The sequence below is a fragment of the Streptomyces millisiae genome (assembly GCF_031845425.1).
Lineage (GTDB): Bacteria > Actinomycetota > Actinomycetes > Streptomycetales > Streptomycetaceae > Streptomyces > Streptomyces millisiae.
The window spans coordinates 1-25600 of record NZ_JAVREM010000068.1 but is presented as its reverse complement, the minus strand read 5'-3'; the positions used below and the strand labels follow the sequence as shown (position 1 = coordinate 25600).

The window sequence follows — 25600 nt, the reverse complement described above, 5'->3', positions numbered from 1 at the left end:
GGCACTGTGGGGAGCTCACAGTGCCCTGACGCTCTTCGCTGTGCTTTTCCGCGCTCTATGTGCGGCGCGGCCATCAAACGGCGGCGGAGACTGTACGGATCTGACGAGGGCGGCACCGGCACACGTTTCGTAGGGTCTATACATGACCGATCAAGCCGCGGCCGAAGCGCCGAACGCGCCAGACACGGTGACCGCCATCGACGCCCACGGGCGCGTGGCGGAGCTGCGGGCCATCCGCGAGGAGGCGGTGCGCGGCCCCTCGGAGAAGGCGACCGAGGCGCAGCACGCCAAGGGCAAGCTGACCGCCAGGGAGCGGATCGATCTGCTGCTCGACCCCGACTCGTTCCGCGAGGTGGGCATGTTGCGGCGGCACCGGGCCACGGGCTTCGGTCTCGAGGCCAAGCGCCCCTACACGGACGGCGTGGTCACCGGCTACGGCACGGTGCACGGGCGCCAGGTCTTCGTCTACGCGCACGACTTCCGGATCTTCGGCGGGGCGCTCGGCGAGGCCCACGCCGCCAAGATCCACAAGATCATGGACATGGCCATGGCGGCCGGCGCGCCGCTCGTGTCGTTGAACGACGGCGCGGGCGCGCGCATCCAGGAGGGCGTCGTGGCCCTCGCCGGCTACGGCGGCATCTTCCAGCGCAACACCAGGGCGTCCGGGGTGATCCCGCAGATCTCGGTGATGCTCGGCCCCTGCGCCGGCGGCGCGGCCTACTCGCCGGCGCTGACGGACTTCGTGTTCATGGTGCGGGAGACCGCCCAGATGTTCATCACGGGGCCCGACGTCGTCAAGACCGTCACCGGCGCGGACGTCACGCACAACGGCCTGGGCGGCGCCGACGTGCACGCCGAGACCTCGGGCGTGGCGCACTTCGCCTACGACGACGAGGAGTCCTGCCTGGAGGAGGTCCGCTTCCTCCTCTCGCTGCTCCCGAGCAACAACCGCGAGAACCCGCCCGCCTCGCCCACCGAGGACCCGGTGGACCGCCGCTGCGAGGCGCTGGTCGACCTGGTCCCGGTCGACGGCAACCGCCCCTACGACATGCGGGCGGTCATCGAGGAGCTGGTCGACGACGGCGAGTTCCTCGAGGTGCACGAGCGCTGGGCGACCAACCTCATCTGCGCGCTCGCCAGGTTCGACGGCCAGGTGGTGGGCATCGTCGCCAACCAGCCGCAGTCGCTGGCCGGCGTGCTCGACATCTCCGCCTCGGAGAAGGGCGCGCGCTTCGTCCAGATGTGCGACGCGTTCAACATCCCGATCCTCACGCTGCTGGACGTCCCCGGCTTCCTGCCGGGCGTCGACCAGGAGCACGGCGGCATCATCAGGCACGGCGCCAAGCTGCTGTACGCCTACTGCAACGCCACCGTGCCGCGGATCTCGCTGATCCTGCGGAAGGCGTACGGCGGCGCCTACATCGTGATGGACTCGCAGACCATCGGCGCCGACGTCACCCTCGCCTGGCCCACCAACGAGATCGCGGTGATGGGCGCCGAGGGCGCGGCCAACGTGATCTTCCGGCGGCAGATCGCCGCGGCCGAGGACCCCGAGGCCATGCGGTCGCGCATGGTCAAGGAGTACAAGGCGGAGCTGATGCACCCCTACTACGCGGCCGAGCGCGGCCTGGTGGACGACGTCATCGACCCGGCGGAGACCCGGCACGTGCTGATCCAGTCGCTGGCGATGCTGCGCAACAAGCACGCCGACCTGCCGGTCCGCAAGCACGGCAACCCGCCCCAGTGAGTGAAGGAGACTCCGCGAGATGAGCAGCGACCCCCGTCTGGTGCGCGTGGAGAAGGGCGAGGCCAGCCCGGAGGAGCTGGCCGCCGTCACCGCCCTGCTGGTGGCCCGTGCCGCCCGGCAGGACGCCGAGCCCACCGCCGCCGACCGCAGCACCGCCGGCTGGCGCCGTCTTGAGCGCAGCGCCGGCTACCGCGCCCCCCACAGCTGGCAGGGCTGACGCGCCGCCCCGCGCGCCCTGACACGCGAACGGCCCCCGGCTCGAAGCCGGGGGCCGTTCGCGTGTGAGACGTGGGTCAGGCGGCGTCCTCGCGCTCGTTGAGGATGGTGCGGCGCGGGTTGGCCGTGGCCCGGGGGAGCTCCGGCGTGCGCGCCTTGGGGCGCTCGCCCGGGGCGAGCTCTCCGGCGTCGGAGAGGTGTGCCAGGGTGGTGCGCCGCGGGTTGGCGATGGAGCGCATGGTCAGGGTGCTCTTCACGGTGCTCTGCCTTGAGGTCTCTTGTCGTTTCGGGACGTTCTGTAAAGCGAGGCTAGGGCCGCTATACCCGTCGGAAGCGGGTAATCAGCCATATGCTCGGTGTGAGTTTGCTCACGGCGACTCGGAGAAATGACCGCAAACCCGGACAGTCGATGAACGGGGCAAAGCGGTCATATGGCTCCATAGGTTTACTCCTTCCTCACGATAGCTACCCGTTGTGTGCTTGTTCGATGAGGATGTGGTGCACAAAAGTCCGATTTCTCCTCGCCGACCGTGTACATGCCGTGACGAAGTGTCTCCATAGCGTCATAGATGTCACGGGAGCGTTCCCAGACCTTGTTGCGGATCGGCCACTGTGCTGGAATCACACGGACCGTCGCGGGTCGGCCACCGAAGCGAGGGGCGCACGCCAGTGCCACTCACCGCGCTGACCGCCAGACGCGTCGGTTGCCCACGACCGTTACGGGGCTCGTGTGCCCCCGGCTCGACACCGTCACGTCGTCGTCACGACGCGACGCTCAAGGTCCAGAGGTTGCGACGCCAGTGCAGGGACGTTTCAAGAGGGAAGGCAGTGCTGCGGGGGATGCGGAGCCTGGTGGTGTGATGGACCGCGGCTCCTCCGCCGGGTCCGGCCCAGGGGGCGGCGACCCGGCGCAGCACCCCGCGGGGGGTGAGCAGCCCGCCCAGGAGCCGGCTGCCACCGGCGCCGAGGAGAGCCCTGCGCCCGCCCGGCCCAGCCACGCCGGATCGCGCCTCGCGCTGCGCAACTGGCGCATCAGCACCCGCCTGGTCTCGCTGATCGCGCTGCCCGTGGTCGCCGCCACCATCCTGGGCGGCTTCCGGATCCAGAACTCGATGGAGGACATCGAGAAGCTGGACGACCTGCAGCTGCTCACCGACATGACCCAGGTGGCGACCCAGTTCGCCCAGGCGCTGCAGGAGGAGCGCGACCGTTCCGCCGGCCCGCTCGTCAGCAACGGCGGTCTGGACCGGAACAGCGACGAGGTCGTGGCGGCCCGCGAGCAGACCAACCAGGCCCTGCGCGCCTTCAGCGACGCCCGACTGCGCCTCACCGACACCGACGAGGCCATGCGCGGCGTGATCTCCACGGTGATCAACATCGGTCGCCAGGTCAACGAGATCAGCACCATCCGCCGGCAGGCCTACGAGGACCCGGAGAACGTCGGCCAGACGATCAGCGCCTACAACAACCTGATCGACTCGCTGCACAACCTCTCGCTCGACATGGCCCAGGCCACCAGCAACGGCGAGATGATCCGCTCCACCCGTGCGCTGGCCGCCTTCTCCTCGGCCAAGGAACACGCCTCCATCCAGCGCGCCGTGATCACCGCGGGGCTCGCCCGCGACGAGATCCAGGGGCAGAGCGCCGACCTCTCCGACGCCGACTGGCGTCTCGGCCGCAACAGCAGCCTCAGCGAGGAGGCCCAGCTGGAGGCCTTCGCGCAGATCTACGGCCAGAGCCGGGCCAACGACCGGCTCGCCCCGCTCGAGGGCGGCGTCGCCAACATCACCCAGGCCGACCAGTACGCGCAGCGGGTCTTCTCCGCCCCCGAGGGCATCAGGAACTCGGAGGAGCGCAGCTACCGCAACTGGTACGAGCAGGACCGGACCAAGATCGACGCGATGAACGTCATCGAGGCCGAACTGCTGGCCGAGATGCAGGCCCAGGCCAACGCCCTGCGGGACGAGGCCCAGCAAGAGGCCGTCATCAACGGCGCCGTCGTGATCCTGGTGCTCGGCATCTCGCTGGTCGGCGCCTTCGTGGTGGCCCGCTCCATGGTCCGCTCGCTGCGCCGGCTGCAGGAGACCGCCACCGAGGTCGCCCGCAAGCGGCTGCCCGAGGTCGTCAAGCAGATGTCCGAGGCCGAGCCCGAGGAGGTGGACACCACCGTCGAGTCGGTCGGCGTCTACACCAGGGACGAGATCGGCAAGGTGGCCCAGGCGTTCGACGACGTCCACCGCGAGGCGGTCCGCCTCGCCGGTGAGCAGGCCCTGCTGCGGGGCAACGTCAACGCGATGTTCACCAACCTCTCGCGGCGCAGCCAGGGTCTGATCCAGCGTCAGCTCTCCCTGATCTCCGAGCTCGAGTCGCGCGAGGCCGACCCGGACCAGCTGTCCTCGCTGTTCAAGCTCGACCACCTGGCCACCCGCATGCGCCGTAACGGTGAGAACCTGCTGGTCCTCGCCGGTGAGGAGCCGGGCCGCCGGTGGACCCGCCCGGTGCCGCTGGTCGACGTGCTGCGCGCCGCGGCCTCCGAGGTGGAGCAGTACGAGCGCATCGAGCTGAGCGCCGTCCCCAAGACGGAGGTCGCAGGACGGGTCGTCAACGACCTGGTGCACCTGCTCGCCGAGCTGTTGGAGAACGCCACCTCGTTCTCCTCGCCGCAGACCAAGGTCAAGGTCACCGGTCACGCGCTGCCCGACGGCCGGGTGCTGGTGGAGATCCACGACACCGGCATCGGCCTGTCCCCCGAGGACCTGGCCGAGATCAACGACCGGCTCGCCAACCCGCCCACCGTCGACGTCTCGGTCTCCCGCCGCATGGGCCTGTTCGTGGTCGGCCGGCTTTCGCTGCGCCACGGCATCAGGATCCAGCTGCGGCCCTCCGACTCCGGTGGCACCACCGCCCTGGTGATGCTGCCCGCGGACGTCGCCCAGGGCGGCGCCAGGCCGCGTCCGGCGGCCCCGTCGACCGCCCCCGCCACCGCGACCCTGCAGCGCGAGACCCCGCCGACCCGCCGCCCCGGCGGCGAGGCCGGCGGACCCGCCCTGGACGGCCGTCGCGCCGCCGGCCAGCCGGCCGGCTGGCAGCGCAGCCTGGAGCGCAGCGAGTCCACCCGCCAGGTGCCCCGTCGCCCGAGCCGTCCCGAGCTGCCCTCGCGCCCCGTGGGCGCGTCGGGCCCCGGGACCCCGGGCCCCCGGCAGGGCGGGCCCCACGAGCCGCCCGCCGCGCCCCCCTCGATGCCCGAGCCGGCGATGCCCGGCGGCACCGGCGGCACTGGCGGTGGCCGGCCGAGCTGGGCCAGCATGGAGGACAGCGGCCGAATACCGGTGGTGCGCGGTGAGTCCGAGCAGCCCCGCGGGCACGACGACGGCGAGTCCGCCGGCACCGGCGAGTTCCCCAGGCCCGGCTACGGCGGCGGGCAGTCCGGCGCGCCAAGCCGCTCCTCGATGGCCGACGCCTTCGCCCGCCGCGAGCCGCGCCAGCAGCCGTCCCAGCCGCCGGCGCGACCCGAGGACACCGGCGAGTTCGGCTTCCCGCCGGCCCGCCAGGCCCCGATCCCCGACCCGGTCGCCGGCTACCGGGCGGCCAGTGACCCGGCCGAGTTCAACACCCGTGAGTTCCCCGCCGTCCGCCCGGACGAGCCACCGCAGCGGCGGCCGGAACCGCGCCGCGACGCGTGGTCGGAGCCCGAGCGTGACTGGTCGCGCGCCGAGCCGGCCCGCCAGCCGGAGCCGCAGCCGCAGTCGCAGTCGTACCAGCGTGAAGAGCCGCGCCCCGCGCCCTACCAGCGCCAGGAGCCGCCCCGGGCGCCCGACGAGTTGCGCGACCCGCTGCCCAGCCAGCGGCCCCAGCACGCCCCGGAACGCACCCCGATCTTCGAGGAGATGGAGTCGACGTGGTTCGGCCTGCGCCGCGCCAGCGCCCCGACCCCCTATCCCTCGCGGGAGCCGGCCGGCTCCCGGCAGTCCCCCCAGCAGTCGGCACAGCCCGTCCAGCAACGTCCCGCGAGTCCGGCACGTCCCGCCGTCCGGCAGGAGCAGCGCCAGACCACCGGTGAGATCGGCGCCCCGTGGCGTCCGTCGCCCAACGACGAGACCTGGCGGCAGGCCGAACAGCTGCGCCAGCCGTCCGCGGGTGGCGTCACCGACGCGGGGCTGCCGCGGCGGGTGCCACGCGCCAACCTCATGGCGGGCGCGGCGCAGCCGGCGCAGCAACAGGCGGCCCCGGCCGGCCCGATGGTCTCCCGTAGCCCGGACGACGTCCGCGGCCGGCTGACCAACCTGCGGCGGGGGATTCAACAGGGGCGCCAGGCCGGTTCCACGGCCGGCCGGACAGACCGGGGCTTCGGCCCCATGTACCAGTAGGAGCGTTGGTGTGAGCCCGATGAGCCAGGCGGCGCAGAACCTGAACTGGTTGATCACCAGCTTTGTGGAGAACACCCCCGGGGTGTCGCACACGGTGGTGGTTTCCGCTGATGGTCTTCTTCTGGCGTTGTCCGAGGGGTTTCCGCGGGATCGTGCTGATCAGTTGGCGGCGGTGGCTTCCGGGCTGACGTCGTTGACGGCTGGCGCGTCGCGGATCTTCGAGGGTGGTGCGGTGAATCAGACGGTGGTGGAGATGGAGCGGGGGTTCCTCTTCATCATGTCGATTTCGGATGGTTCGTCGTTGGCGGTGTTGGCGCATCCGGAGGCCGATATCGGTCTGGTGGGGTATGAGATGGCGTTGCTGGTGGACCGTGCCGGTACCGTTCTGACGCCCGACCTCCGCGCCGAACTCCAAGGCTCCCTTCTCAACTGACGCAGAAGCTCCCCCCACATGAGCACCATCAACTGAATTGCTGACCTGAGGTATCGCTCGGAGGAGCTATGATCACCCCGCCACCTTCGCAGGGCCCGTACGGTGCGTCGCATCATTACGGGTCTTATGACGACGAGGGCGATCAGCCCTTGGTGCGTCCCTATGCGATGACCGGTGGCCGGACGAGGCCGCGGTACCAGTTGGCCATCGAGGCGCTGGTGAGCACCACGGCGGATCCGGTGCAGCTCCAGGGCCTGTTGCCGGAGCACCAGCGGATCTGCCAGCTGTGCCTCGAGGTCAAGTCGGTGGCCGAGGTGTCCGCGCTGCTCGGGATGCCGTTGGGGGTGGCCCGGATTCTGGTGGCCGATCTCGCCGAGGCGGGCCTGGTCGCCATTCACCAGCCGGGTCATGACGGGGATCCGGGTGGTCAGCCTGATGTGACACTGCTCGAAAGGGTGCTCAGTGGACTTCGCAAGCTCTAGCGGTCCGGGCCGTCCGGCTCCCTCCCGTGCCACTACGTCTGCGAAGATCGTGATCGCGGGTGGGTTCGGGGTGGGGAAGACCACGTTTGTGGGGTCGGTGTCGGAGATCAATCCGCTGCGGACCGAGGCGGTGATGACGTCCGCGTCGGCGGGGATCGATGATCTGACGCACACGAGTGGTAAGACGACGACCACGGTGGCGATGGACTTCGGTCGTATCACGTTGGATCAGGATTTGATCCTGTATCTGTTCGGTACGCCGGGGCAGGACCGTTTCTGGTTCATGTGGGATGACCTGGTGCGTGGTGCGATCGGTGCGATCGTGTTGGTGGACACGCGGCGTCTTGCGGACTGTTTTCCGGCGGTGGACTACTTCGAGAACAGTGGTCTGCCGTTCGTGATCGCGTTGAACGGGTTCGACGGGCATCAGCCGTACTCGCCGGAGGAGGTGCGGGAGGCGTTGCAGATCGGTCCTGACGCGCCGATCATCACCACCGACGCCCGGACCCGGGCCGAGGCGAAGAGCGCCCTGATCACCCTCGTCGAACACGCGCTCCTCGCCCGTCTGCACTGACCGGTCCCGCCCCGGTCGCCCGCCGCCCGCCGGCCCTCGCCGGCGGGCTGTGCTGTCCCCGCGGCCGTCGCCCCCGCGGCGATCTGTGCCGTCCGTCACGGCCACACGGAACCTCCATCTCTTCTCCGGAATCTCGTAACGATTCGGCCGGCATTTCCCCGCATTGTGCGCACGCGTCGCGAGCGTCCGGCTCCGCTGCGCACACGAACTCCCGGCGTTTCACGGCTTGTCGTGGGTGATGACCCTTTTGTGGGTGTTCATGGGTGGCCGGAAACAGCCTGGTTTGGGGGATTGGAAAGTCGTCGCGTGGCGTGTTGGAATCCACGGAACCCCCGGGCGTGACCGGCCCACCCGCGATGGCGAAATCAATGCCGAGAGGTGACAGCCTGTGAGGCGCAACACCGCGACTCCCCCGAATTCCGGAGAAGCGGCGGCCCTCGGCGGACCGGGTCGGGGCGGTTTCGAGCCGCCCACCGCGACGGCCCGGCCGCCGGCCGGAGCCGCCGGAGCCGACGAACAACCGCCCTCCGCCGGCTCCCGGTTCGCCCCCCGCAACTGGCGGGTGGCCACCAAGCTCTACGCGATCCTGCTCATCCCCGTGCTGGTCGCCCTCCTGCTGGGCGGGGTGCGCGTCCGGGACTCCTACGACCGCTGGCAGGAGGCCGACGCCGCCGAGCGCATCGCCGAGCTGGTCCGTGCCTCCACCGCCTACGGGCACGCGCTGATCGACGAACGCGACGTCACCGCCGGCCCGTTGCTGGCCGGCGACACCGGTTCCGAGATCGTCGCCCGGGCCAGGGCGGCCACCGACGCCGCCCGTGACGAGTTCTACGCGCGTGTCGACGACGCCCCCGACACCGACAGCCTGCGCCGCCGCGTCGACGCCGTGGCGCAGGCCGAGCCCCAGCTCCAGCCGCTGCGCGACGCCGCCTACAGCGGCGAACTCCCGGGTGTGGCCACCGAGGAGGGCTACGTCGCGGTCCAGCACCCGCTGATGTCCTTCTCCAACGAACTCGGCCTCGGCTCCGACAACATCGCCGCGTACGGGCGCACCGTCTACGCCATCTCCCTCGCCAAGGCGGCCAGTTCGCTGCAGCGCTCGATCGGCACCCACCTGCTCGTGGCGCCCGGCCCCGGCGAGCGGGCTACCGAGACCCAGCTCACCGCGTTCGGCTCCTACGCCTACCTGGAGAACATCGCCCGCGCCGAGTACGTGACCGCGGGCACCGCCGAGGACGGGCGGCGACTCACCGAGGCCATGGCCGAGGCCGCCGACGACGCGGCGGCCGCCGCCCCCGCCGCCCCCGACCTGGAGACCATGGTCGAGCAGATCTCCTCGGGCGCCACCCCCGGCCAGCTCGCCGACCAGGGGGTCACCCCCGACAGCTGGTTCCAGTCCGCCACCGCGGAGTTCGACGCCTACCGCGCCATCGAGGTGCGACTCGTCGACGACGCCGTCGAGGAGGCCCTGGACGTCGCGGGCGTCGCCCGCCGCGACATGATCGTCAACTCGGTCGTGGTGCTGGCCGCCGTGCTGCTCGCCCTGGTGCTCGCCGGCCTGGTGGCCCGGGCCATGAGCCGCGACATGCGCCAACTGCGCGCCGCCGCGGCCGAGGTCGCCGAGGAGCGGCTGCCCGCGGTCGTCGCCCAGCTCTCCCGCACCAAGCCGGGCGACGTGGACACCAGGGTCACGCCGATCAGCATCGTCGGCCGCGACGAGATCGGCGAGGTCGCCCGCGCCTTCGACCAGGTGCATCGCGAGGCGGTCCGGCTCGCCGCCGAGCAGGCCCTGCTGCGCGGCAACGTGAACGCCATCTTCACCAACCTCTCCAGCCGCAACCAGGGCCTGATCGAGCGTCAACTCGCCCTGATCAGCGAACTGGAGAGCCGCGAGGCCGACCCGGAGCAGCTGGACCACCTCTTCAAGCTCGACCACCTGGCCACCCGCATGCGCCGCAACGGCGAGAACCTGCTGGTGCTGGCCGGCGAGGAACCGGAGAACCGCTGGAACCAGCCGGTCGCGCTGGTCGACGTGCTGCGCGCCGCGGCCTCCGAGGTCGAGGCCTACGCGCGGATCCAGATCTCCGGCGTCCCCGAGGCCGAGGTGCGGGCACCCGTCGTCAACGACCTGGTGCACCTGCTCGCCGAGCTGCTGGAGAACGCCACCACCTTCTCCTCCCCGCAGACCAGGGTGCTGGTCACCGCCACCAGGCTGCCCGACGGCCGGATCATGGTGGAGATCCACGACAAGGGCATCGGCCTCACCCAGGAGGACTTCGCGGAGATCAACAAGCGGCTCGCCGAGCCGCCGGCCGTCGACGCGGCCGTCTCCCAGCGGATGGGCCTGTTCGTGGTCGGCCGGCTTTCGCTGCGCCACGGCATCCGCGTGCAACTGCGACCCTCGGGCGAGCAGTCCGGCACCACCTCGCTGGTGATGCTCCCCGAGGGGCTGACCCTCACCGGCGGCACCGGCCGGCGGCGCAGGCCCGCGCGTGACGAGGTCGCACCCGTGACGGGGCGGGTCGAGGTGAGCGACGCCGACCGTCTGGCAGCCGCCCGTGCCGCGGCCGAACTGGGCTTCGACGAGTCCCGCTACCAGGGGGTCGGTGACCCCGCGGCGTCCACCCCGGTCGGCCGCTCGCTGTCGCGCGGTGGACGCTGGCCGGCGCCCGCCGCCAGCGACGCGCCCCCCGGGCCCGCGCCCACCTCCTTCACGCCTCCCGCGCCCCCCGCCGCTCAGCCGAGCGGGCGGCACGCGGCGGTCGAGCCGTTCGCGGAGCAGCCCGGGGCGGTCCCGAGCACGGGCCCCGGGTATGGTGAACCGGCTGATACGCAACAGGTGTTCGGAGGCCTCGCGCCGGCGGCGGAATCTCAACTCGAAGGTCCCGCGGGCACGTCGCAGCGCGTAGGCTTCACTGCACCAGACCCGGCCGAGGGGCGGTACCCCGCGGCCACCAGCGCGGGGCTACCCCGCAGGGACCGACAGTGGCAGCCCGAGGAGGATTCGGCACAGCGACCGCGGGAGGAGGCCCCGGCGTCGTCGACGCCGGCCGAGGTGCGATGGGATCGCGGACCGCGCCGCGAGGAGCGCACGGGCGGCAAGACGTCCGCCGGGCTCCCGAGGAGGGTTCCGCGGGCCAATCTGACCGAACACCCCCTACCGGAGCCCGCACCCGGTGGGCCTCAGATATCCCGGGATCCGAACGACGTCCGCGGCCGGCTCAGCAGCCTGCGCCGCGGGGTGGAGCAGGGCCGCGACGCGGGGAAGAGCCGCGGCGCGCAGAACGACGAACGGGGCCAAGGCCCCGGTCACACCTACGATCAGGAGCGTTAGTGTGAGCCCGATGAGCCAGGCGGCGCAGAACCTGAACTGGTTGATCACCAGCTTTGTGGAGAACACCCCCGGGGTGTCGCACACGGTGGTGGTTTCCGCTGATGGTCTTCTTCTGGCGTTGTCCGAGGGGTTTCCGCGGGATCGTGCTGATCAGTTGGCGGCGGTGGCTTCCGGGCTGACGTCGTTGACGGCTGGCGCGTCGCGGATCTTCGAGGGTGGTGCGGTGAATCAGACGGTGGTGGAGATGGAGCGGGGGTTCCTCTTCATCATGTCGATTTCGGATGGTTCGTCGTTGGCGGTGTTGGCGCATCCGGAGGCCGATATCGGTCTGGTGGGGTACGAGATGGCGTTGCTGGTGGACCGTGCCGGTACCGTTCTGACGCCCGACCTCCGCGCCGAGCTGCAGGGGAGCCTGCTCAACTAGCAGATGACTTGTGCGGATTGGGGCCCCACACCATAAGGTGCGGGACTGTCGGGCGGTGAGTTTCGGCATCCGCTCGATGAGCGAAGGCAGTCGGAGGAGGATCTGTGGCAACGCCCCCAGGCGGACCATACGGTAACGAGTACCCGGCGCAGCCGCACGGCGGCGCGCGGCCGGGGCGCTTCAACTTCCCTTCGGCGCCAAGCGGTTCCCGCCCGCGCCCCACCCCGGAGCGGCGCACGCCGCCGCCCCGCGAGCCCGGCCATGGCGCGGACGCCGGGCCCGCCTCGACACCGGGTGCGGCTCGACCGCCGGGAGACAGCGGAGGCCGCGGAGGTCGCGGCGGCCAGGACGACTGGCAGCCGCCCGCCACCAGGCGTCCGGGACACCAGCGGCGGCCGCTCGACGGCGAGCCCCAGCAACCGTTGGTGCGTCCCTATGCGATGACCGGTGGCCGGACGAGGCCGCGGTACCAGTTGGCCATCGAGGCGCTGGTGAGCACCACGGCGGATCCGGTGCAGCTCCAGGGGCAGCTGCCGGAGCACCAGCGGATCTGCCAGCTCTGCTACGAGGTCAAGTCCGTCGCCGAGGTGTCCGCGCTGCTCTCGCTCCCGCTGGGGGTGGCCCGGATTCTGGTGGCCGATCTCGCCGAGGCGGGCCTGGTCGCCATTCACCAGCCGGGTCATGACGGGGATCCCGGCGGTCAGCCTGATGTGACACTGCTCGAAAGGGTGCTCAGTGGACTTCGCAAGCTCTAACGACGCCGGTCTGACCGCGCCGCCGCCGTCCCGCTCCACGACCTCCGCGAAGATCGTGATCGCGGGTGGGTTCGGGGTGGGGAAGACCACGTTTGTGGGGTCGGTGTCGGAGATCAATCCGCTGCGGACCGAGGCGGTGATGACGTCCGCGTCGGCGGGGATCGATGATCTGACGCACACGAGTGGTAAGACGACGACCACGGTGGCGATGGACTTCGGTCGTATCACGTTGGATCAGGACTTGATCCTGTATCTGTTCGGTACGCCGGGGCAGGACCGTTTCTGGTTCATGTGGGATGACCTGGTGCGTGGTGCGATCGGTGCGATCGTGTTGGTGGACACGCGGCGTCTTGCGGACTGTTTTCCGGCGGTGGACTACTTCGAGAACAGTGGTCTGCCGTTCGTGATCGCGTTGAACGGGTTCGACGGGCATCAGCCGTACTCGCCGGAGGAGGTGCGGGAGGCGTTGCAGATCGGTCCTGACGCGCCGATCATCACCACCGACGCCCGGACCCGGGCCGAGGCCAAGAGCGCCCTGATCACCCTCGTCGAACACGCCCTGATGGCGCGCCTGCGCTGAGGCCGTCTAGGCTGGCGGCCGTGCGCATCGCCAGATTCTCCATCGACGGCACCGTTGGCTTCGGCGTGGTCGAGGAGGAGCCCGCCGCCGATGGCGGGCTCCAGCTCGACATCATCAAGGGCCACCCCTTCGCCGACTTCGAACGTTCGGGCCGCCGGGTGCCGGTGAGCCAGGTGCGGCTGCTGCCCCCGGTGCTGCCCAGCAAGATCGTGGCCATCGGCCGCAACTACGCGGAGCACGCCCGGGAGCTGGGCAACGCCGTGCCCGACGTGCCCGTCACCTTCTTCAAGCCGTCCACGTCGGTGATCGGCCCGGGCGACGAGATCGCCTACCCGTCGATCTCCTCCGACGTGCACCACGAGGCCGAGCTCGCCGTCGTCATCGGCCGGCTCTGCCGCGACGTGCCGCGCGAGCGCGCCCGGGACGTCATCCTCGGCTACACCTGCGCCAACGACCTCACCGCGCGCGACGTCCAGCAGCGCGAGACCCAGTGGGCCAGGGCCAAGGGCTTCGACACATCCTGCCCGCTCGGCCCCTGGATCGAGACCGACCTCGACCCCGCCGACCTGGCCGTCAGCTGCACGGTCAACGGCGAGCAGCGGCAGCTCGGCCGCACCAGCGAGATGGTGCGCGCCGTCGAGGACCTCATCGTGCACATCACCGAGTCGATGACGCTGCTGCCGCAGGACGTCATCCTCACCGGCACCCCGGCCGGCGTCGGCCCGGTCCACGTCGGCGACGAGGTCGCCGTCACCATCGAAGGCATCGGCACTCTCACCAACAAGGTCGTCAAGCGTGACTAGCCCCAGCTCCCCGTCCCCGATCCGCGTCCGCTTCTGCCCGTCCCCGACCGGCAACCCGCACGTCGGCCTGGTGCGCACCGCCCTGTTCAACTGGGCGTTCGCCCGGCACCACGGCGGCAAGCTGGTCTTCCGCATCGAGGACACGGACGCGGCGCGCGACTCGGAGGAGTCCTACGAGGCGCTGCTCGACGCCATGCGCTGGCTGGGGCTCGACTGGGACGAGGGCCCCGAGGTCGGCGGCCCGCACGCGCCCTACCGCCAGTCGCGGCGGATGGAGATCTACGCGGACGTCGCGGCCAGGCTGATCGCCGCCGGCCACGCCTACCACTGCTACTGCACGCCCGACGAGCTGGCCGAGCGCCGCGAGGCGGCCCGGGCCGCCGGCCGTCCCTCCGGGTACGACGGCAAGTGCCGGACGGTGACCGACGAGCAGCGCGCCGCCTACGAGGCCGAGGGCCGCGAGCCCATCGTGCGCTTCCGCATGCCGGACGCGCCCATCACCTTCACCGACCTGGTCCGCGGCGAGCTCACCTTCACCCCGGAGAACGTGCCGGACTACGGCATCGTCCGGGCCAACGGCGCCCCGCTCTACACCCTGGTCAACCCGGTGGACGACGCGCTGATGGAGATCACGCACGTGCTGCGCGGCGAGGACCTGCTCTCCTCCACCCCCCGGCAGATCGCGCTCTACCGCGCCCTGGGCGACATCGGGATCGGCTCGGGCCAGGCGCCCGCCTTCGGACATCTGCCCTACGTGCTGGGCGAGGGCACCAAGAAGCTCTCCAAGCGCGACCCCGAGTCCTCCCTCAACCTCTACCGGGACCGTGGCTTCCTGCCCTCCGGGCTGCTCAACTACCTGTCGCTGCTCGGCTGGTCGATCGCCGAGGACCGGGACGTGTTCACGGTCGACGAGCTGGTGGCGGCCTTCGACATCGCGGACGTGGTGCCCAACCCGGCGCGCTTCGACCTGAAGAAGTGCGAGGCGATCAACGCCACGCACATCCGCGAGCACCTCTCCACCGAGGACTTCGTCGCGGCCTGCGAGCCCTGGCTGCGCGCCCCCCACGCGCCCTGGAAGCCGGAGGCCTTCGACCCGGTGGCCTTCGCCGCCCTGGCCCCACTGGCCCAGACCCGGCTCACGGTGCTCTCCGACATCACCGACAACGTCGACTTCCTCTTCCTCGACGAGCCGGTGAGCGACGAGGCGGCCTGGCAGAAGGCGATGAAGCCGGGCGCCGAGGCGGTGCTCGCCACGGCCCGCGACAACCTGGCCGCCCTCCCCGAGGCCGAGTGGACCGCGGAGCCGCTGAAGGCCGCCGTGCTGGCCGCGGGCGAGGCGCACGGGCTGAAGCTGGGCAAGGCCCAGGCGCCGCTGCGGGTGGCCGTCACGGGCCGCACGGTGGGCCTGCCGCTGTTCGAGTCCCTCGAGGTGCTGGGCCGGGAGCGCACCCTGTCCCGCGTCGAGGTGGCCCTCGGCAGGCTGGCCGCGGCCTGAGCCAGGCGGGGGGCGGGCGGTCCCGGATCTCGTTTTGGACCACCGTCCCCCATCGGGTAGTGTTCTTCCTGCCGCAGAGAGAGGCCGAAGGCCAGGAATCGAAGCGGTCACCCGAACAAAACCCCCGGCCAGGGGTTGCGTTTTGGTGGGGTATGGTGTAATTGGCAGCACGACTGATTCTGGTTCAGTTAGTCTAGGTTCGAGTCCTGGTACCCCAGCGCGATCTCTCACAAGATCGAGGCCCCCGTTGTGTAGCGGCCTAGCACGCCGCCCTCTCAAGGCGGTAGCGCCGGTTCGAATCCGGTCGGGGGTACGGTGATCCACCCGGATCTCCTCGTGAGCCCCCGTTGTGTAGCGGCCTAGCACGCCGCCCTCTCAAGGCGGTAGCGCCGGTTCGAATCCGGTCGGGGGTACTCGCCACAAGCGGCCTTCTCGCCATCGCGAGAAGGCCGTTCGTCGTTTCCCCCTTCACTCCCCGCCGAAGCGGCGGCTCGCCTCCTCGGCCTGCGCGAGCCGGCGCAGGCTCAGCAGCACCGGCTCGTAGAGCACCGTCAGCGCGACGGCGGCCTCGAGTTGGGTGGTGGGGGCCTCGAACTCCCCGATGAGCGCCACCTCGTGGGCCGCGAGATCGCCCGCGAGCCGCCCGTAGGGGAGGAGTTGGGAGACGTCGCAGGGGTAGCCGAGCCGCAGCAGCGCGGAGAGCGCGGAGACCAGCGTCAGGTGCGCCGGGTTCTCCGGCACCACCCGCCAGCCGAGCCGGCGTTGCAGCTCCTCGGCGGTGCGCTCGGCCTCCCGGGCCGTGGTCTCGTCGCCGTCGGTGTCCCGCGGGCCACCCGGCGGCAGCGCGGCGACCGCCGTGCCGAGCCGGGACAGCTGGTCGACCGACTCGTCGGCCACGGCGGCCAGCACCTCCCTCGCCGTGGCCACCGGCACCCGGCCGAGCTGGAGCAACGCCCGCACCAGGCGCAGCCGGCGCAGGTGCTCCTCGTCGTACTCGGCCTGGGTGGCACTCACCCGCCGGCCGGGCGGCAGCAGCTCCTCCCGGAGGTAGTACTTGATCGTCGGGATGGGGACCCCACTGCGCTCGCTCAGCTCGGCCAGTCGCATCCGCTTCGAAACCCCCTTGCGTTCCGTGTTGGAGAGTGGCACTATCCAATCATGGATAGCGAGACTATCCAAGGTCTGGGTGGAGATCCGGCGGAAGGGGCGCGGGCCATGGCGAGGGCGGGAATCATCGAGGGGCGCATGACGGCGGACGCGGAGGGCGGCGTCACGGTCTTCCTGATCGGCATGCGGATCAACAGCTTCTGGCGGCTGCGTTCCTGGTGGCCGACGTTCCTGGCGATGCCCAGGATGCTGAAGGAGCTCGCCCGGGAGAAGGAGCGGGGGATGCTCGGGTACCGGCTGCTGTTCGGCGGGCCGCGGCTGATCTACGTCGTGCAGTACTGGTCGTCGCACGAGGCGCTGCTCGCCTACGCGTCGGCCCAGGACGGGCGTCATCGGCCGGCCTGGGCGGCGTTCAACCGGCGGCTGCGCGAGGGGCGGGGCCGGGTCGGGTTCTGGCACGAGACCTATGTGGTCCCGGCCGGGGCGCACGAGCAGTTCTACCTGAACATGCCGCCCTTCGGGCTCGGCGCGGCCACGGGCGTCATACCCGTCGGGCGGCGCGGGGAGCGGGCCGCCGAGCGGCTCGCGGTCTAGCGGAGGCTGCCGGGTCAGCCGCCGGTGCGCCGCAGGGCCTCGGTGAGGCGGCCGGCGGCGTCCAGCAGGGCCTGGGCGTGCATCCGGCCCGGGTGGCGGGTCAGCCGCTCGATCGGCCCGGAGACGGAGACGGCCGCCACCACGCGGTTGGACGGCCCCCGCACCGGCGCCGAGACGGAGGCCACACCCGGCTCCCGCTCGCCGATGGACTGGGCCCAGCCGCGGCGGCGCACGCCGGAGAGGGCGGTGGCCGTGAAGCGGGCGCCCTGCAGCCCGTGGTGCAGCCGCTCCGGCTCCTCCCAGGCCAGCAGGATCTGGGCGGCGGAGCCGGCCTTCATGGGCAGCGTGGAGCCCACCGGCACGGTGTCCCGCAGCCCGGAGAGCCGCTCGGCCGCGGCCACGCAGATCCGCATGTCGCCCTGGCGCCGGTAGAGCTGGGCGCTCTCGCCCGTCAGGTCGCGCAGCTGGGTCAGCACCGGCCCGGCGGCCGCCAGCAGCCGGTCCTCGCCGGCCGCGGCGGCCAGCTCGGCGAGCCGGGGCCCCAGCACGAAGCGGCCCTGCATGTCCCTGGCCAACAGCCGGTGGTACTCGAGGGCCACGGCCATCCGGTGCGCGGTCGGCCGGGCGAGCCCCGTCGCGCCGACCAACCCGGCCAGCGTGGCGGGTCCCGACTCCAGGGCCCCGAGCACCAGCGCAGCCTTGTCCAGAACGCCCACACCGCTGGAATCGCCGCTAGAGTTGTCCATGCAACGATATTCGCGTCTCACAGTGTGAAACGCAAGTTCAATTTTCGAGGGAAGGCGTCAGGCTGTATGCCAGCGTTCCCCGTCGTGTCGGCGGGGCGCGGCCACAGCCACCGTCCGGCGTGCCGGGAGCAGGGCACGGGCGGCGGCCACCCGAGATCAGCGGCGATGCCGGAGGGAAGAGCGATGGGACGGACACTGGCGGAGAAAGTATGGGACGACCATGTCGTCCGGCGGGCCGAGGGCGAGCCCGACCTGCTCTACATCGACCTCCACCTGCTCCACGAGGTGACCAGCCCGCAGGCCTTCGACGGGCTGCGCAAGAGCGGCCGCCGGGTGCGCCGCACGGACCTCACCATCGCCACCGAGGACCACAACACCCCCACCCTGGACATCGACAAGCCCATCGCCGACCCGGTCTCCCGCACCCAGCTGGAGACCCTGCGCAAGAACTGCGCGGAGTTCGGCGTCCGGCTGCACCCGCTGGGCGACGCCGAGCAGGGCGTCGTGCACGTGGTCGGCCCGCAGCTCGGGCTGACCCAGCCGGGGACGACGGTGGTCTGTGGTGACAGTCACACCTCGACCCACGGGGCGTTCGGCGCGCTGGCCTTCGGCATCGGCACCAGCCAGGTCGAGCACGTGCTGGCCACCCAGACGCTGCCGATGGCCCCGTTCAGGACCATGGCGGTCACGGTGCTCGGCGAGCTGCCCGAGGGCGTCACCGCCAAGGACCTGATCCTGGCGATCATCGCCAGGATCGGCACCGGCGGCGGCCAGGGCTATGTGATCGAGTACCGCGGCGAGGCCATCGAGAAGCTCTCGATGGAGGCCCGGATGACCATCTGCAACATGTCGATCGAGGCCGGCGCCAGGGCGGGCATGATCGCCCCGGACGAGACCACCTTCGCCTACCTGGAGGGCCGCGACCACGCCCCCCGGGGCGCCGACTGGGACGCCGCCGTCGCCTACTGGAAGACCCTGCGCACCGACGACGACGCGCTCTTCGACCACGAGGTCGTCATCGACGCCACCGAGCTCGCGCCGTTCGTCACCTGGGGCACCAACCCGGGGCAGGGCGCCCCGCTGTCGGAGTCCGTGCCGGACCCGGCGTCCTTCACCGACCCCAACGAGCGCGTGGCGGCCGAGAAGGCCCTGGAGTACATGGGCCTCGAGGCCGGCCAGCGGCTGCGGGACATCACGGTGGACACGGTCTTCGTCGGCTCCTGCACCAACGGCAGGATCGAGGACCTGCGCTCGGCGGCCGCCGTGCTCGACGGCCGCAGGATCGCGGACGGCGTGCGGATGCTGGTGGTGCCGGGCTCGGTCCGGGTGGCGCTGCAGGCCGTCGAGGAGGGGCTCGACAAGGTGTTCACCGCGGCCGGCGCCGAGTGGCGGCACGCCGGGTGCTCGATGTGTCTGGGCATGAACCCCGACCAACTCGCCCCCCAGGAGCGCTGCGCCTCCACCTCCAACCGCAACTTCGAGGGCAGGCAGGGCAAGGGCGGTCGCACGCACCTGGTCTCGCCGCAGGTCGCCGCCGCCACCGCGGTCGCCGGCCACCTCGCCTCCCCGGCCGACCTGGCCACCCCCACCCCCGTCGAGGTCTGAGGCCGCGACAGGCCAAGGTCAAGGAAGGCAAGGACGTCAGGAACATGGAAGCTTTCACCACCCACACCGGCCGCGCCGTCCCGCTGCGCCGGAGCAATGTGGACACCGACCAGATCATCCCCGCGCACTGGCTGAAGAAGGTCACCAGGGACGGCTTCGAGGACGGTCTCTTCGAGGCCTGGCGCAAGGACCCGGAGTTCGTGCTCAACCGTCCCGAGCGCGCCGGCGCCACCGTGCTGGTCGCCGGTCCCGACTTCGGCACCGGATCGTCCCGCGAGCACGCCGTCTGGGCCCTGCAGAACTACGGCTTCAAGGCCGTGATCTCCCCCCGCTTCGCCGACATCTTCCGGGGCAACTCCCTGAAGAACGGCCTGCTCACCGTGGTGCTCCCGCAGGAGACCGTGGACGCGCTGTGGAAGCTGGTCGAGGCCGACCCGACGGCCGAGATCACCGTCGACCTGGTCGAGCGCAAGGTGCTGGCCGAGGGCGTCGAGGCGAGCTTCGAGCTGGACGAGAACGCCCGCTGGCGGCTGCTCGAAGGGCTGGACGACATCAGCATCACGCTGCGGAACGAGGACGACATCGCCACCTTCGAGGCCGAGCGCCCCGCCTTCAAGCCCCGCACCCAAGTGGCCTGAGTTCCCGGGCCGCTGCCCGAGCGACGCGACGCCCCCGCCGGTTCCGACCGGCGGGGGCGTCGCGCGTCTTCCCCCGTACGACACGGGCGTTGGGGGCTTAGAGGGCGATACCAGTGCCAAGGTGGCACAATCGGCGCATGGAACGGGACGGTCAACTCGAACTCTACGACCGCGTCGCCGCTCGCCTGAGGGACGCGCACCGCACGGTGCGGGCCCTGCAAGTGCCTGAGGACGTACGGCAGGCCCTCACCCGGAAGCTGCTGGTCATCACCGCGGCGGCCAAGCAGGACCTGCCGGGTGCCGAGCGGCGTCTGGACCGGTTGATGGAGGACGTTGACGCGGGGTGGTCGTCGCGGGACGAGCCCGGTGGGCGGTGCGGCGAAAGCTCGTGACGGTCTCGCGATGGTCCAGTTCGTTGCGACACAAGGGTGATTCGCCCGTTTCGCGTTTGATTTGCGGAATATATCTGCCTAACGTGCGAAAAAGCTTGAACACATTCGTTCCAGCAATGCCTGCGAAGGGGAAGACGTGAACAAGGCGCAACTCGTAGAGGCGATTGCCGACCGGCTTGGCGGCCGCCAGCAGGCCGCCGACGCGGTCGATATCGTGCTCGACGCCATTATCCGCGCGGTGGTCGCGGGCGAGCGGGTCTCGGTGACCGGCTTCGGCTCGTTCGAGAAGGTCGAGCGGCCGGCCAGGTACGCGCGCAACCCGCAGACCGGTGAGCGGGTGCGGGTCAAGAAGACCTCGGTGCCGCGCTTCCGCGCCGGTCAGGGGTTCAAGGACCTGGTGGCCGGCACGAAGAAGCTTCCCAAGAACGACGTCGCCGTGAAGAAGGCGCCCAAGGGCAGCCTCACCGGTGGCGCGCCGGCCAAGAAGACGACCAAGAAGGCCGCGACGGTCAAGAAGGCGGTCGCCAAGCGGGCCACGGCCGCCAAGAAGGCCACCGCCGCGAAGAAGACCACCACCGCCAAGAAGGGCGCCGCGAAGAAGACCACCACCGCCAAGAAGGGCACGGCCAAGAAGGCCCCCGCCAAGAAGACGACGGCCAAGAAGGCGCCGGCCAAGCGAGGCTCCTCCCGCTCCGCCGCCAAGAAGGCCACCGCGCGTCGCAGGTGACGGCCTCGGCGCGCGGCCACCCCTGCGGGCCGGTCTCCTTTCCGGGAGCCCGGCCCGCCGTCGTTCCGGCCCGCCCGGCGAGCCCCTATGCTCGGCCGCATGCAGGCCACCGCGTACACCTACGACCCCGAGACCCGATCCGGCAGCGTGCTCCTCGACGACGGCACGCCGCTGGAGTTCGGCGCCGCCGCCTTCGACGCGGGCGGGCTGCGACTGCTGCGCCCCGGTCAGCGGGTGCGGATCGAGGTGACCGGCGAGGGCGCCGGGCGCGTCGTCACCTTCCTGACCCTGCAGACGCTCTGAGGCCGGCCGGCGCCGTCAGGGCCCGCACCGCCGCCGCCGTGCGCGGCCCCACGCCGAGCGCCAGGGCGTCGCGCAGATCCTCGCCCGTGTCCACGTCCCGCCGAACGCTTTCGACCTCGGCGAGCAGGAGTTCGGTCGCACCCGAGGCGGAGTGCCGTGCCCGGGACGGTCCGCCGAACCCCGGATCAAGGGGCATTCCGGGCGTCGCCGCGAGCAACGTTGTACCCACCCCGGCGGCGTCGGCGAGAAAGCTGCGGCGCCGTCTCCCCGCCGCCGCGAGCACCCGGGCGAGCTCCCGCGGGCGGAGCGACGGCAGGTCGGCGTTGAGCGCGGCCACGGCCGCGCCCTGATCCTCCGCGCGCGCGATCCGCTCGCCGTGCCCCAGCGCCGCGTTGAGCCCGCGGCCCGGCAGGTCGGCCGCGGTGCTCGCGCCGAGCGCCGCCAACCGCTCGGTGGCCAGCGGGTCATCGGTCACCACCAGCACCTTCCGCACGAGTGGGCAGGTCAGCGCGGCCGCCACCGTGTCCTCGGCGAAGGCGAGCGCGAGCGAGGGCCGCAGGGTCTCCCCGGCCACCGGGGCCAGCCTGCTCTTGGCCAGGTGCAGCGGTTTGAGCGGGACGACCAGCGTCCAGCCGAGCCCATCCATGTCACGCACGGTGCCATTCTTCCCTTCCTCGCGGGTTCCGGTCCCTCGGTGCGGCCCCGGCGAGACGCCGGTGCGCCGGCTGCCTCCGGCGGTCGGAGGCCCACGCATTAGGGTGCAAACTTGGACCGTCGCGGCGGCGGACCGAGCCGCTGGACAGCCCTACACCCCGGGGCGACACTTGTGCGACTGTCCGCAGCGGACCGCGCCGGAGCAGTGCAAGAGGAGATGGTGTCCGAGTGTCTCGCCGCAGAATCGGCTTCTGGTACCGACTGGCCGCATTTCTGGTAAAACCGACGATGATGGTGCTCTTCAAGCGGGACTGGCGGGGAATGGAACATATTCCCGCTGAGGGTGGATTCATCACCGCGGTGAATCACAACTCCGTTCTCGACCCCTTCTCCTACGCGCACTTCCAGTACAACACCGGGCGAGTCCCCAGATTCCTGGCCAAGGACAGCCTGTTCAACAGGGGGGTGGCGGGCGCCTTCATGCGCGGCACCGGGCAGATCCCCGTCTACCGTGAGACCTCCGACGCCGCCGACGCGTTCCGCGCCGCCGTCGACGCGGTGCGCGCCGGCGAGTGCGTCACCTTCTACCCCGAGGGCACCCTCACCCGTGATCCCGGGCTCTGGCCGATGCAGGGCAAGACCGGCGCCGCCCGCGTCGCGCTGGCCACCCGCGCCCCCGTCATCCCCATCGCCCAGTGGGGCGCCCACGAGGCCATGCCCCCTTATGCCAAGGAGCGCAAGTTCCGCCTCTTTCCCCGCAAGACGCTGGTCGTCGTCGCCGGCATGCCCGTGGATCTGGGCGAGTTCTACGACCAGGAGCCGACGACCGAGGTGCTGCGCGAGGTGACCGACCGGATCATGGACGCCGTCACCGCGCTGCTCGCCGGCATCCGTGAGGAGAACCCGCCGGCGGAGCGCTATGTTCACCGCAGTACATCAGCCGAGCGGCGCGGCTCACGGGGCGCGCCTGAGGAGGAGAAAGCGGAGTGACACGCGTCGCCGTCTACGGCACCGGATCCTGGGGTACCGCATTCGCCCTCGTCCTGGCGGACGCGGGCTGCGAGGTGACGCTGTGGGCGCGCCGTCCCGAACTCGTGGCGGCGGTCAACACCACCAGGACCAACCCGGAGTACCTGCCGGGCGTCCGGCTGCCGGAGGCGGTCACCGCCACCGCCGACCCCGCCGAGGCGGCGCGCGGCGCCGAGTTCACCGTGCTCGCCGTCCCCTCCCAGACCCTGCGCGACAACCTGGCCGGCTGGCGGGGGCTGCTGGCCCCCGACACCGTGCTCGTCTCGCTGATGAAGGGCATCGAACTCGGCACGGCGAAGCGGATGAGCGAGGTCATCGAGGAGGTGGCCGGGGTCGGTCCCGACCGGGTGGCCGTCCTCTCAGGGCCCAACCTGGCGGCCGAGATCGCCGACCGCCAACCGGCCGCGTCCGTCGTCGCCTGCGCCGACGAGACCGTCGCCAAGCGCCTCCAGGCCGCCTGCCACACCCCTTACTTCCGGCCGTACACCAACACCGACGTCATCGGCTGTGAGCTGGGCGGCGCCGTCAAGAACGTCATCGCGCTCGCGGTCGGCATCGCCGACGGCATGGGCCTCGGCGACAACACCAAGGCCTCCCTGATGACCCGCGGCCTCGCCGAGATCACCCGGCTCGGGCTCGCCATGGGCGCCGACGCCCTCACCTTCGCCGGCCTCGCCGGGATGGGCGACCTCATCGCCACCTGCTCCTCCCCCCTCTCCCGCAACCACACCTTCGGCACCAACCTCGGGCGCGGGATGACGCTCGAGGAGACCATCGCCGTCACCCGGCAGACCGCCGAGGGCGTCAAGTCCTGCCGCTCCGTCCAGGATCTGGCGCGCCGTCACGGCGTCGACATGCCGCTGACCGAGACGGTGGTCCGCATCGTGCACGAGGGCACCTCGCCCCAGGTGGCGGTGCAGAAGCTGATGTCGCGAACCGCCAAGGCCGAGCAGCACTGACGAGGGCCGTCGCGTTAGGTAGCCTCAGGGGGTTATGAGCAGCGAGACCTCCCCCCAGAGCCCGAACGCCAAGCCGCGCGTCGCCGTCGTGTTCGGCGGGCGCAGCTCCGAGCACGCCATCTCCGTGGTCACCGCGGGCGCCGTGCTGCGCGCCATCGACCGCACCCGCTACGACGTGCTGCCCATCGGCATCACCACGGACGGCCGTTGGGCGCTCACGGCCGACGACCCCGAACGGATGGCGATCGCCGAGCGGGCGCTGCCCAGCGTCGAGCAGATCGCCGAGCCGGGCACCGGGGACGTGGTGCTGCCGGTCGCGCCCGGCCGGCGCGAGGTCGTCTACTCGGAGGCCGGCTCGGTGCCGAAGGACCTCGGCGACGTCGACGTCGTGTTCCCCATGCTGCACGGCCCCTACGGCGAGGACGGCACCCTGCAGGGACTGCTCGAACTGGCGGGCGTCCCCTACGTCGGCTCCGGGGTGCTGGCGTCGGCGGTCGGCATGGACAAGGAGTACATGAAGCGGGTCTTCACCTCCTTCGGCCTGCCGGTCGGCCCCTACCTGGTGGTGCGGCCCCGCGAGTGGGAGGCGGACCGGGCGGGCGCCCTCGCCAGGATCACCGACTTCGCCGGGGAGCACGGCTGGCCGCTGTTCGTGAAGCCGGCGCGGGCCGGCTCCTCGATGGGCATCTCCCGGATCACGGCCGCGGCCGACCTGCCGGCGGCCGTCGAGGAGGCCAGGCGGCACGACCCCAAGATCATCGTGGAGTCGCTGCTGCGGGGGCGGGAGATCGAGTGCGGGGTGCTGGAGTTCGAGGACGGCCCGCGGGCGAGCCTGCCGGCCGAGATCCCGCCGGTCTCCAGCCACGACTTCTACGACTTCGAGGCCAAGTACATCGACTCGGCCGACGGCATCGTGCCGGCCCCGCTGACCGCCGAGGAGACGTCCCGCGTCCAGGCGCTGGCGGTCCGCGCCTTCGAGGCGGCCTCCTGCGAGGGGCTGGTCCGGGCGGACTTCTTCCTGCAGGAGAACGGCGAGTTCGTCATCAACGAGATCAACACGATGCCGGGGTTCACGCCGATCTCGATGTTCCCGCGCATGTGGGAGGCGAGCGGCGTCAGCTACCCGGAACTCGTCGACCACCTCATCCAGACGGCGCTCCGCCGCGCGACGGGCCTACGCTGACGCTGGCGCTGCGCCTGGGCGACGGGCCGCAGGCCCGCGGCGGCTTCGCGGGCCTGTCGGCCGTGCGGGGCCGCGCCCACCCACCCGCCCTCCGGGCGGGTCGTCGCGCGGCACGGGCCGCGTGGCCCGGCGGCGAAGCCGCCATAGGCCCGGCCCGCAGGGCCGTCCCCCGCGCGGAGCGCGAAAAAGGGCGGGTGGGGGGAAATCCCGGCGCGAAGCGCCGCGGAACCAGGGCCCTGCGGCCCGCGACCCCGCGCGTAGCGCGGGAAAGGGCGGGTGGCCTCGCGCGGCAGGGGGCCTGCGGCCAGCCGGGCCCTGCACCGCGTGCGGTGGGGGAACCCCCCGGCGCGAAGCGCCGGGCAACCGGCGGCGTAGCCGCCGCGGGACCGGGGCCTGCGGGCCGTGCACCGCGCGCAGCGCGGTCAGGCACCCACCCCGCGCGCCGGGTGGGGG

25 protein-coding genes and 3 tRNA genes are annotated in these 25600 nt (G+C 71.6%); 24 read left to right on the top strand and 4 right to left on the bottom strand.

Annotation, left to right across the window (positions count from 1 at the left end; all coding sequences use genetic code 11):
- Positions 1–142 precede the first annotated feature (142 nt).
- Both RNC47_RS30420 and RNC47_RS30415 read left to right on the top strand, forming a co-directional pair.
- Entirely contained in the window at positions 143–1747 is a 1605-nt protein-coding gene (locus RNC47_RS30420; RefSeq protein ID WP_311603347.1) for an acyl-CoA carboxylase subunit beta, read from the top strand.
- 19 nt (positions 1748–1766) lie between these two features.
- Complete coding sequence (locus RNC47_RS30415) at positions 1767–1964, top strand: acyl-CoA carboxylase subunit epsilon (protein ID WP_311603346.1); 198 nt, start codon at positions 1767–1769, stop codon at positions 1962–1964.
- Positions 1965–2040: 76 nt separating this feature from the next.
- Here RNC47_RS30415 and RNC47_RS30410 read toward each other — a convergent pair whose 3' ends face one another.
- On the bottom strand, positions 2041–2220 hold the full coding sequence (locus RNC47_RS30410; protein WP_311603345.1) for a hypothetical protein: 180 nt from the start codon (positions 2218–2220) through the stop codon (positions 2041–2043).
- Positions 2221–2763: 543 nt separating this feature from the next.
- On the opposite strand from RNC47_RS30410, the gene RNC47_RS30405 reads away from it, so the two are divergent.
- The 13 genes from RNC47_RS30405 to RNC47_RS30345 all read left to right on the top strand — a co-directional run bounded on the left by RNC47_RS30405 (position 2764) and on the right by RNC47_RS30345 (position 15623).
- On the top strand, positions 2764–6330 hold the full coding sequence (locus tag RNC47_RS30405; protein ID WP_449657360.1) for a nitrate- and nitrite sensing domain-containing protein: 3567 nt from the start codon (positions 2764–2766) through the stop codon (positions 6328–6330).
- 19 nt (positions 6331–6349) lie between these two features.
- On the top strand, positions 6350–6763 hold the full coding sequence (locus tag RNC47_RS30400) for a roadblock/LC7 domain-containing protein (RefSeq protein WP_062206445.1): 414 nt from the start codon (positions 6350–6352) through the stop codon (positions 6761–6763).
- A 71-nt stretch (positions 6764–6834) separates the two neighbouring features.
- On the top strand, positions 6835–7245 hold the full coding sequence (locus RNC47_RS30395) for a DUF742 domain-containing protein (RefSeq protein WP_394814914.1): 411 nt from the start codon (positions 6835–6837) through the stop codon (positions 7243–7245).
- Entirely contained in the window at positions 7226–7819 is a 594-nt protein-coding gene (locus tag RNC47_RS30390; RefSeq protein WP_311603342.1) for a GTP-binding protein, read from the top strand. Before RNC47_RS30395 ends, RNC47_RS30390 begins: the two co-directional genes overlap by 20 nt.
- 388 nt (positions 7820–8207) lie before the next feature.
- Positions 8208–11153: a nitrate- and nitrite sensing domain-containing protein gene (locus RNC47_RS30385; RefSeq protein WP_311603340.1), complete on the top strand. Its 2946-nt coding sequence runs from the start codon at positions 8208–8210 to the stop codon at positions 11151–11153.
- A 10-nt stretch (positions 11154–11163) separates the two neighbouring features.
- Complete coding sequence (locus RNC47_RS30380; RefSeq protein WP_062206445.1) at positions 11164–11577, top strand: roadblock/LC7 domain-containing protein; 414 nt, start codon at positions 11164–11166, stop codon at positions 11575–11577.
- 104 nt (positions 11578–11681) lie between these two features.
- Complete coding sequence (locus RNC47_RS30375) at positions 11682–12332, top strand: DUF742 domain-containing protein (protein ID WP_311603337.1); 651 nt, start codon at positions 11682–11684, stop codon at positions 12330–12332.
- The gene (locus tag RNC47_RS30370; RefSeq protein ID WP_311603335.1) at positions 12313–12912 is read left to right on the top strand and encodes a GTP-binding protein; all 600 of its coding nucleotides are present in this window, start codon (positions 12313–12315) and stop codon (positions 12910–12912) included. The genes RNC47_RS30375 and RNC47_RS30370 overlap by 20 nt, the downstream gene beginning before the upstream one ends.
- Before the next feature lie 20 nt (positions 12913–12932).
- Positions 12933–13715 carry a fumarylacetoacetate hydrolase family protein gene (locus RNC47_RS30365; RefSeq protein ID WP_311603333.1) on the top strand — a complete coding sequence of 261 codons (783 nt, stop codon included), beginning with the start codon at positions 12933–12935 and terminating at the stop codon, positions 13713–13715.
- Positions 13708–15210, top strand: coding sequence for a glutamate--tRNA ligase (gltX, locus tag RNC47_RS30360; RefSeq protein ID WP_311603332.1), 1503 nt, complete (start codon positions 13708–13710; stop codon positions 15208–15210). Before RNC47_RS30365 ends, gltX begins: the two co-directional genes overlap by 8 nt.
- A gap of 146 nt (positions 15211–15356) precedes the next feature.
- Positions 15357–15428, top strand: a tRNA-Gln gene (locus RNC47_RS30355).
- A 22-nt stretch (positions 15429–15450) separates the two neighbouring features.
- A tRNA-Glu gene (locus RNC47_RS30350) sits at positions 15451–15523 on the top strand.
- A gap of 27 nt (positions 15524–15550) precedes the next feature.
- Positions 15551–15623, top strand: a tRNA-Glu gene (locus tag RNC47_RS30345).
- 55 nt (positions 15624–15678) lie between these two features.
- Here the strand turns inward: RNC47_RS30345 and RNC47_RS30340 are convergent.
- Entirely contained in the window at positions 15679–16317 is a 639-nt protein-coding gene (locus RNC47_RS30340) for a MerR family transcriptional regulator (RefSeq protein WP_311603368.1), read from the bottom strand.
- A 108-nt stretch (positions 16318–16425) separates the two neighbouring features.
- Here RNC47_RS30340 and RNC47_RS30335 point away from each other — a divergent pair, with 108 nt between their 5' ends.
- Entirely contained in the window at positions 16426–16911 is a 486-nt protein-coding gene (locus tag RNC47_RS30335) for a DUF4188 domain-containing protein (protein WP_311603331.1), read from the top strand.
- A 14-nt stretch (positions 16912–16925) separates the two neighbouring features.
- On the opposite strand, the gene RNC47_RS30330 is transcribed toward RNC47_RS30335, so the two are convergent.
- Positions 16926–17657: an IclR family transcriptional regulator gene (locus tag RNC47_RS30330; RefSeq protein ID WP_311603330.1), complete on the bottom strand. Its 732-nt coding sequence runs from the start codon at positions 17655–17657 to the stop codon at positions 16926–16928.
- 183 nt (positions 17658–17840) lie between these two features.
- On the opposite strand from RNC47_RS30330, the gene leuC reads away from it, so the two are divergent.
- The 5 genes from leuC to RNC47_RS30305 all read left to right on the top strand — a co-directional run bounded on the left by leuC (position 17841) and on the right by RNC47_RS30305 (position 21322).
- Positions 17841–19262 carry a 3-isopropylmalate dehydratase large subunit gene (gene leuC / locus RNC47_RS30325; RefSeq protein ID WP_311603328.1) on the top strand — a complete coding sequence of 474 codons (1422 nt, stop codon included), beginning with the start codon at positions 17841–17843 and terminating at the stop codon, positions 19260–19262.
- A gap of 44 nt (positions 19263–19306) precedes the next feature.
- Entirely contained in the window at positions 19307–19900 is a 594-nt protein-coding gene (gene leuD / locus RNC47_RS30320) for a 3-isopropylmalate dehydratase small subunit (RefSeq protein ID WP_311603326.1), read from the top strand.
- A gap of 137 nt (positions 19901–20037) precedes the next feature.
- On the top strand, positions 20038–20292 hold the full coding sequence (locus RNC47_RS30315; protein WP_311603325.1) for an SCO5555 family protein: 255 nt from the start codon (positions 20038–20040) through the stop codon (positions 20290–20292).
- A 136-nt stretch (positions 20293–20428) separates the two neighbouring features.
- On the top strand, positions 20429–21019 hold the full coding sequence (locus RNC47_RS30310; protein WP_311603323.1) for an HU family DNA-binding protein: 591 nt from the start codon (positions 20429–20431) through the stop codon (positions 21017–21019).
- A gap of 99 nt (positions 21020–21118) precedes the next feature.
- Positions 21119–21322: a hypothetical protein gene (locus RNC47_RS30305; RefSeq protein ID WP_311603322.1), complete on the top strand. Its 204-nt coding sequence runs from the start codon at positions 21119–21121 to the stop codon at positions 21320–21322.
- On the opposite strand, the gene cofC is transcribed toward RNC47_RS30305, so the two are convergent.
- The gene (gene cofC / locus RNC47_RS30300; RefSeq protein WP_311603366.1) at positions 21294–21968 is read right to left on the bottom strand and encodes a 2-phospho-L-lactate guanylyltransferase; all 675 of its coding nucleotides are present in this window, start codon (positions 21966–21968) and stop codon (positions 21294–21296) included. The two genes, RNC47_RS30305 and cofC, sit on opposite strands and share 29 nt — an antisense overlap.
- Before the next feature lie 236 nt (positions 21969–22204).
- On the opposite strand from cofC, the gene RNC47_RS30295 reads away from it, so the two are divergent.
- Genes RNC47_RS30295 through RNC47_RS30285 form a run of 3 tightly spaced genes read left to right on the top strand, consistent with a single transcriptional unit; the run spans position 22205 to position 25147 of the window.
- The gene (locus tag RNC47_RS30295; RefSeq protein WP_311603320.1) at positions 22205–22966 is read left to right on the top strand and encodes a lysophospholipid acyltransferase family protein; all 762 of its coding nucleotides are present in this window, start codon (positions 22205–22207) and stop codon (positions 22964–22966) included.
- Positions 22963–23964 (top strand): NAD(P)H-dependent glycerol-3-phosphate dehydrogenase, encoded by a 1002-nt coding sequence (locus RNC47_RS30290; RefSeq protein ID WP_311603319.1) that lies wholly within the window; start codon positions 22963–22965, stop codon positions 23962–23964. The genes RNC47_RS30295 and RNC47_RS30290 overlap by 4 nt, the downstream gene beginning before the upstream one ends.
- Before the next feature lie 34 nt (positions 23965–23998).
- Positions 23999–25147: a D-alanine--D-alanine ligase family protein gene (locus tag RNC47_RS30285; RefSeq protein WP_311603318.1), complete on the top strand. Its 1149-nt coding sequence runs from the start codon at positions 23999–24001 to the stop codon at positions 25145–25147.
- Positions 25148–25600: the final 453 nt, after the last annotated feature.

Excerpts from the sequence above, each read along its gene's own strand:
- RNC47_RS30420 (WP_311603347.1), top strand. The coding sequence starts at position 143 with ATGACCGATCAAGCCGCGGCCGAAGCGCCGAACGCGCCAGACACGGTG.
- RNC47_RS30400 (WP_062206445.1), top strand. The coding sequence starts at position 6,350 with ATGAGCCAGGCGGCGCAGAACCTGAACTGGTTGATCACCAGCTTTGTG.
- RNC47_RS30380 (WP_062206445.1), top strand. The coding sequence starts at position 11,164 with ATGAGCCAGGCGGCGCAGAACCTGAACTGGTTGATCACCAGCTTTGTG.
- RNC47_RS30340 (WP_311603368.1), bottom strand. The coding sequence starts at position 16,317 with ATGCGACTGGCCGAGCTGAGCGAGCGCAGTGGGGTCCCCATCCCGACG.
- cofC (WP_311603366.1), bottom strand. The coding sequence starts at position 21,968 with ATGGATGGGCTCGGCTGGACGCTGGTCGTCCCGCTCAAACCGCTGCAC.
- RNC47_RS30415 (WP_311603346.1), top strand. The coding sequence starts at position 1,767 with ATGAGCAGCGACCCCCGTCTGGTGCGCGTGGAGAAGGGCGAGGCCAGC.
- leuC (WP_311603328.1), top strand. The coding sequence starts at position 17,841 with ATGGGACGGACACTGGCGGAGAAAGTATGGGACGACCATGTCGTCCGG.
- RNC47_RS30335 (WP_311603331.1), top strand. The coding sequence starts at position 16,426 with ATGGCGAGGGCGGGAATCATCGAGGGGCGCATGACGGCGGACGCGGAG.
- RNC47_RS30330 (WP_311603330.1), bottom strand. The coding sequence starts at position 17,657 with ATGGACAACTCTAGCGGCGATTCCAGCGGTGTGGGCGTTCTGGACAAG.
- RNC47_RS30285 (WP_311603318.1), top strand. The coding sequence starts at position 23,999 with ATGAGCAGCGAGACCTCCCCCCAGAGCCCGAACGCCAAGCCGCGCGTC.
- RNC47_RS30315 (WP_311603325.1), top strand. The coding sequence starts at position 20,038 with ATGGAACGGGACGGTCAACTCGAACTCTACGACCGCGTCGCCGCTCGC.
- leuD (WP_311603326.1), top strand. The coding sequence starts at position 19,307 with ATGGAAGCTTTCACCACCCACACCGGCCGCGCCGTCCCGCTGCGCCGG.
- RNC47_RS30305 (WP_311603322.1), top strand. The coding sequence starts at position 21,119 with ATGCAGGCCACCGCGTACACCTACGACCCCGAGACCCGATCCGGCAGC.